7 protein-coding genes are annotated in these 4,241 nt (G+C 68.1%); 6 read left to right on the top strand and 1 reads right to left on the bottom strand.

Annotated elements, in window-relative coordinates:
• Nucleotides 1-464: hypothetical protein (locus tag ABD844_RS52260; RefSeq protein WP_344897584.1), on the bottom strand; the 464-nt coding region annotated here is incomplete at its 3' end.
• A gap of 240 nt (nucleotides 465-704) precedes the next feature.
• On the opposite strand from ABD844_RS52260, the gene ABD844_RS52265 reads away from it, so the two are divergent.
• The 6 genes from ABD844_RS52265 to ABD844_RS52290 form a co-directional block, all read left to right on the top strand.
• Nucleotides 705-944, top strand: coding sequence for a helix-turn-helix transcriptional regulator (locus ABD844_RS52265; protein ID WP_344897587.1), 240 nt, complete (start codon nucleotides 705-707; stop codon nucleotides 942-944).
• Nucleotides 944-1,153, top strand: a complete 210-nt coding sequence (locus ABD844_RS52270; protein ID WP_344897590.1) for a hypothetical protein — start codon at nucleotides 944-946, stop codon at nucleotides 1,151-1,153. Before ABD844_RS52265 ends, ABD844_RS52270 begins: the two co-directional genes overlap by 1 nt.
• A 254-nt stretch (nucleotides 1,154-1,407) precedes the next feature.
• Nucleotides 1,408-1,842, top strand: a complete 435-nt coding sequence (locus tag ABD844_RS52275) for a hypothetical protein (RefSeq protein ID WP_344897593.1) — start codon at nucleotides 1,408-1,410, stop codon at nucleotides 1,840-1,842.
• 208 nt (nucleotides 1,843-2,050) lie between these two features.
• Complete coding sequence (locus ABD844_RS52280; protein ID WP_344897595.1) at nucleotides 2,051-2,683, top strand: hypothetical protein; 633 nt, start codon at nucleotides 2,051-2,053, stop codon at nucleotides 2,681-2,683.
• A 195-nt stretch (nucleotides 2,684-2,878) separates the two neighbouring features.
• Nucleotides 2,879-3,880, top strand: a complete 1,002-nt coding sequence (locus ABD844_RS52285) for a hypothetical protein (RefSeq protein WP_344897598.1) — start codon at nucleotides 2,879-2,881, stop codon at nucleotides 3,878-3,880.
• Nucleotides 3,877-4,241: hypothetical protein (locus tag ABD844_RS52290; RefSeq protein WP_344897601.1), on the top strand; the 365-nt coding region annotated here is incomplete at its 3' end. The genes ABD844_RS52285 and ABD844_RS52290, both read left to right, overlap by 4 nt.

Here is a 4,241-nt window from a genome sequence, read left to right on the forward strand (position 1 = left end):
ATGTCGGCCCCCATCTGACGCAGCGTCTTCTTCATGACACGGATCATCTCGGCCTCAGCCCGGGCGCGTTCCTCCTCGCTCATGTCGGCCAGGGCGTCGGCCGCGGCGACCATCATGTGCTCCAGATTCTCGCTGACGCGGACGCGCTGGGTGGTGAGGCGTTCGCCGCCCAGCGCCTCGGAGTCACTGAAATCCTCGGGGACAGGCATGGGGTCACCCTCGGCCAAGACGGCTGCGATGGAGCCTTGACGCCAGCGGTATGCCTGCTCGGTTCTTCGGATTGTGGTGTCGCTGTAGTTACCTCTTCGCGCCTCTTCGAGGTCGGCGGTGGTTCGGGAATCCAACTGGTGGGTGGCAACGAATCGGTTGCGGTACCGCCAGTTCGCATCCACGGTCCTCGCTAGTTCGATCCGGCGGGCCTTGAGGGCGTCGCCAAGACGAACCCACTCGGGGCCGACGGGCATTGGGCTCACTCCTTCGGCCAGATCTCTTGGTGACCAGACCTGTGCTTGCCGCAGTGCATGCATGCATGCACAGGGTGCGACGGCCTGATCATTGCCGACACGAGATGTGGCGTCAATGCCACATCAGGAAATCAGTATGCCCGGCTTATTTGGCCAGGTCGAACCCAGTTCTCTGACTCACGGATTAGAACGGGCGCGCGGGATTTGCCACATCTGGTAACGATGCCTACTCTGGCACCCATGGCTTTCCTGAAGATCAACCACAGCGGCGAGACGATCAAGAAGATCCGCCGCGAGCGTGGCCGAACACAGGCAGATGTCGCTCAGGCCATCGGCATCACTCGCTCCTCCATGGGTCATATCGAGGGCAACCGGCCGGCGTCGATGAAAGTCCTCCACGCCATCGCTCGTGAACTCGACGTGGAACTAGTTCGGATCGTCCCCGCGGTACCCGCGGTACCGGCTGCTCAGGTCAGCTGATGGCGACCACGTCCCGCCGTCGGCGCTCCCTGCTCCCCAATCCAGAGATCGAGCCCACCATCTCGGTCCCCCGTGCGGGAGAGCTGCTTGAGCTGGGACGCGCTGCCTCCTATGAGGCAGCTAAACGAGGCGACATCCCCACGATCCGCATCGGCCGCAAACTCGCCGTCCCCACGGCCAAGCTCTTGGCCCTGCTGGGCCTGTCCTGAAACGCAGAAACCCCCACAGGCCGTGCCGGGCTCGTGGGGGCCGATCCCCGAAAGGGGGACTTTCGCATGTCCATTGTCCACCACGTCAGCGGGCACGAATTCCCGCTCCCATCACAGCGGGAAGCCGTCGCCCTCCTTGACCAGATCCGCGGCGAGGTCATCGATGACATCCTCACCACTCGGGCAAGCCGCGACGATCGGTCAGATGCCCCTGCCATAGCGGTGCAGTGGAGGGCGGCGTGAAGAGGCGTCGCGTGACGACCCACGCCCGCATTCCCCGGCTGGCCGCACGTTGGCCGGTAGGGGCCCTGATCCGCCATCATCACGGCACCCATGTGCGGGGAGTCATCATCACTGCGGCCGACGACATCGCGGCGCGCTGGCACGATGGCGGCCGCGGCCACGTCTCGCTGCTGCCCTATCGCGACCGCCAGGACCTGGGCGGGCTCGTGCACGTGGCATGGGAGAACGGCGATGCCTGCTGGACCCGCGTCGACGTGCTCGAGCTGGTGGACCAGGTAGGCATCTACCGGGTACAGCACCGGCGCCTCGGCGTGGCGCCGGTGCAGCGGCTGGCGGTGCGCGCCGGTGAGCCGTACTGGTGGCGCCCGGACGAACTGCCGGATGGCTTACGCTGGGCCGGCCGCCACGAGCCGTTCGCCCAGGTGGCACTCGTGGGGGCGGCATGATCATCGTGGCGCCAGGGGCCTGCCGGGTGCTGGTGATCAGGTGGCCGGAGGGTACGCCTCCGCCCGCCGACGGTTGTCGCCGCTGCGGCCACCGCGCCGTCACCCACGACCTGATCCTTTTGCACCAGCGGGCTCGGCCGCACTCCTTCGAGCCGCCGACCCCGGCCCAGTGGCGGGCCCGTGCGGCGGCGCTCCTGAGGCGGCAGAGATGATCACACTGGCGCGCAGCGACCTGCTGGTGTTCTTTGTGGCCCTCGTTGCGGTGGGCGTAGCGTGCTTTCTCACCGGCCTGTTCACCGGAGTCACCCAGCGCCCAGAGTACGAGCGCAACCGGATGAGGCCGCTGGCCCTCCGGCGGCCAGCCCTGTTACGGCGGACCAAGGTGCGCCTGATCCTGGACCACCATCGGGAGGTCGAACGCCTTCTCGTCGAACGCGACGACGCCCGACGCATTGTCTCCGACCAACTGGCCCAAAACGGAGAGTTGTCGCGACAACTGCGGGCAGCGGACACCCAGGTCGAGACGCTGGAGGCCCAGCTCGACCTTGCCACTCAGGAACAGCTCCACCTGCGCCGCCAGGTGGAACACGTCGCCGACGAGCGGGACTTGGCCCGTACCCAGGTGACGTTGCTCAGCACCGCCACCTGGGGGCTGGCTGAATCGTGGGACCGGCTCGGCAGCGTGCAGTATGCCGCGCGGGAACTGCGAGACCTGCTGCAACTGGTCGGCCTTGCACCGCACGGGACGATTCCGGAGGAGCCCCTCATCCTTGCCCCGCTGCCCCTCGCATCGCTGCCCTGGGCTGTGATGACCGACCCGCCCGCCCCCGAGAGGCCCTGACCGTGCCCAGGGTGGTGTGGTATCGCGCCCGCGACGGCGTGGCCAGCGCGCGCACCCGCGAACGACTGGTGGCTTGGCTGCACCGGCATGCCGCCCCCGCCCCTTCATCCACTTCCTGAAAGGCGACCGACACGCCATGGCGGCGGTCACGAGCCCGTACGGGCCTTCTTCACGCATGCCCTTGTGGGGCTGCACATGACCTTGACTAGAACCTGCGTCCTGGCCTACATGCACAGCGACGCCCTGGAAGCGTTGGCTGCGGCCACGCACCTCAGCCCGGTCAGCCTCGGGCTGTTACTGCGCTACCTGACGCGTCCCCCCATGCCTGGCGTTGCGCGGGCCGACCTCGCCGCCACCTACGGGCTGACGCTAGGACAGCTACGCGCCGCCAACTCTGAGTTGGCCAACGCGGGGCACCTGCTGCAGGTGCGCCGCTGTGTGGGGCGCGGGCAGTGGCAGCACCTGCTCGTCGTGGTGGACACCCCGGACCGGCTGCCTCCCCCGCACGAGGCGTGGGTGCTGCTGGATGCCGCCCTGGCTGCCAAGCAGGCTACCGAGCGGCCCTCCGACCCTGACATCTCATCGGAGGGCGCACATGTTGCGACCTGCTTGAATGCCGAGAACTCACAGGTCGGGACATCTGTTCGAGAAGGGCCGATAGAACCAGTTCACCACCCCTTCTCTTCCGACTTGGGTGCAGCCGAGCCGTCCGTGTCCTCCGCGATGGTGGCCACCGTCGCGGACCTGCAGCGCCTCGCCAAGCTGCCGCCGTTGCCTGCGCCAACAGAGCAGGCGCACTTTTGGCTCACCCCCGCCCAGGTGCTGGCCCTGATCGGCTGCTACCCGAGCAGGTACGGAGAGCTTGCGCTCGCGTTCCTGGCCCGCAGGTCGTTGCCTTGGTATCTGACCCCGAGCGTGATCGCGCTGCTGCTGTACGGCTATGACTCGCGCCAGCTCGGACGCGTCCTCGCTGGCGTCGAGCGGGCCGACCATCCGGTCGCGGTGGCCAGGTGGCGGCTGGAACAGCTGTTACTTGCTAAACCGCCCAAGCACAACGGGTGGCGGCCGTTGTCGCTGCACGCCATTGAGCAGGTATCGACTGATCCGGCTGCGGCCACCCAGCGCGGCGCACCGCTGGTCCGGGCGCAGCTGGAGGCGGCCCGGGCCAAACTGCGATCGCGCAGGGCCGTCGCATGACCGCCGCCGAGAGCGGCCACGGCTGCGCTGACCCGCGGTTGTGTATGGACTGCCGCCGCCAGCGGCTGCAGGGCCGCCCGATGCCGGGCCAGGACGCACTCGAGGTTGTCGGCGCGCCGACGCCCGGTCAGGTCGTCGAGCTGGCCGGCTTCGACCAGGCCCGCTTGATCGACCAGGACCTGCAGCGCCTGGTCGGCCAGCTCGGCTACGTGGCGTTCACGTTTGAGGACGCTGTCGCGCTCTACCGGGCTGCCACGCGGCACCGGATCGCAGGCTGGCTGGCTCCGGACGTGTCGGTGCGGGTCGCGGAAGCGATGAGCGAGGCCCTGGCCGCTGACCCGGCCCTGCCGCTGGACCTCAT

Source organism: Nonomuraea antimicrobica, assembly GCF_039536965.1.
In the GTDB taxonomy this organism is placed as follows: Bacteria; Actinomycetota; Actinomycetes; order Streptosporangiales; family Streptosporangiaceae; genus Nonomuraea; species Nonomuraea antimicrobica.

Coding starts and splice junctions, on each gene's coding strand:
- ABD844_RS52265 (WP_344897587.1), top strand. CDS start 705: ATGGCTTTCCTGAAGATCAACCACAGCGGCGAGACGATCAAGAAGATC.
- ABD844_RS52270 (WP_344897590.1), top strand. CDS start 944: ATGGCGACCACGTCCCGCCGTCGGCGCTCCCTGCTCCCCAATCCAGAG.
- ABD844_RS52285 (WP_344897598.1), top strand. CDS start 2,879: ATGACCTTGACTAGAACCTGCGTCCTGGCCTACATGCACAGCGACGCC.
- ABD844_RS52280 (WP_344897595.1), top strand. CDS start 2,051: ATGATCACACTGGCGCGCAGCGACCTGCTGGTGTTCTTTGTGGCCCTC.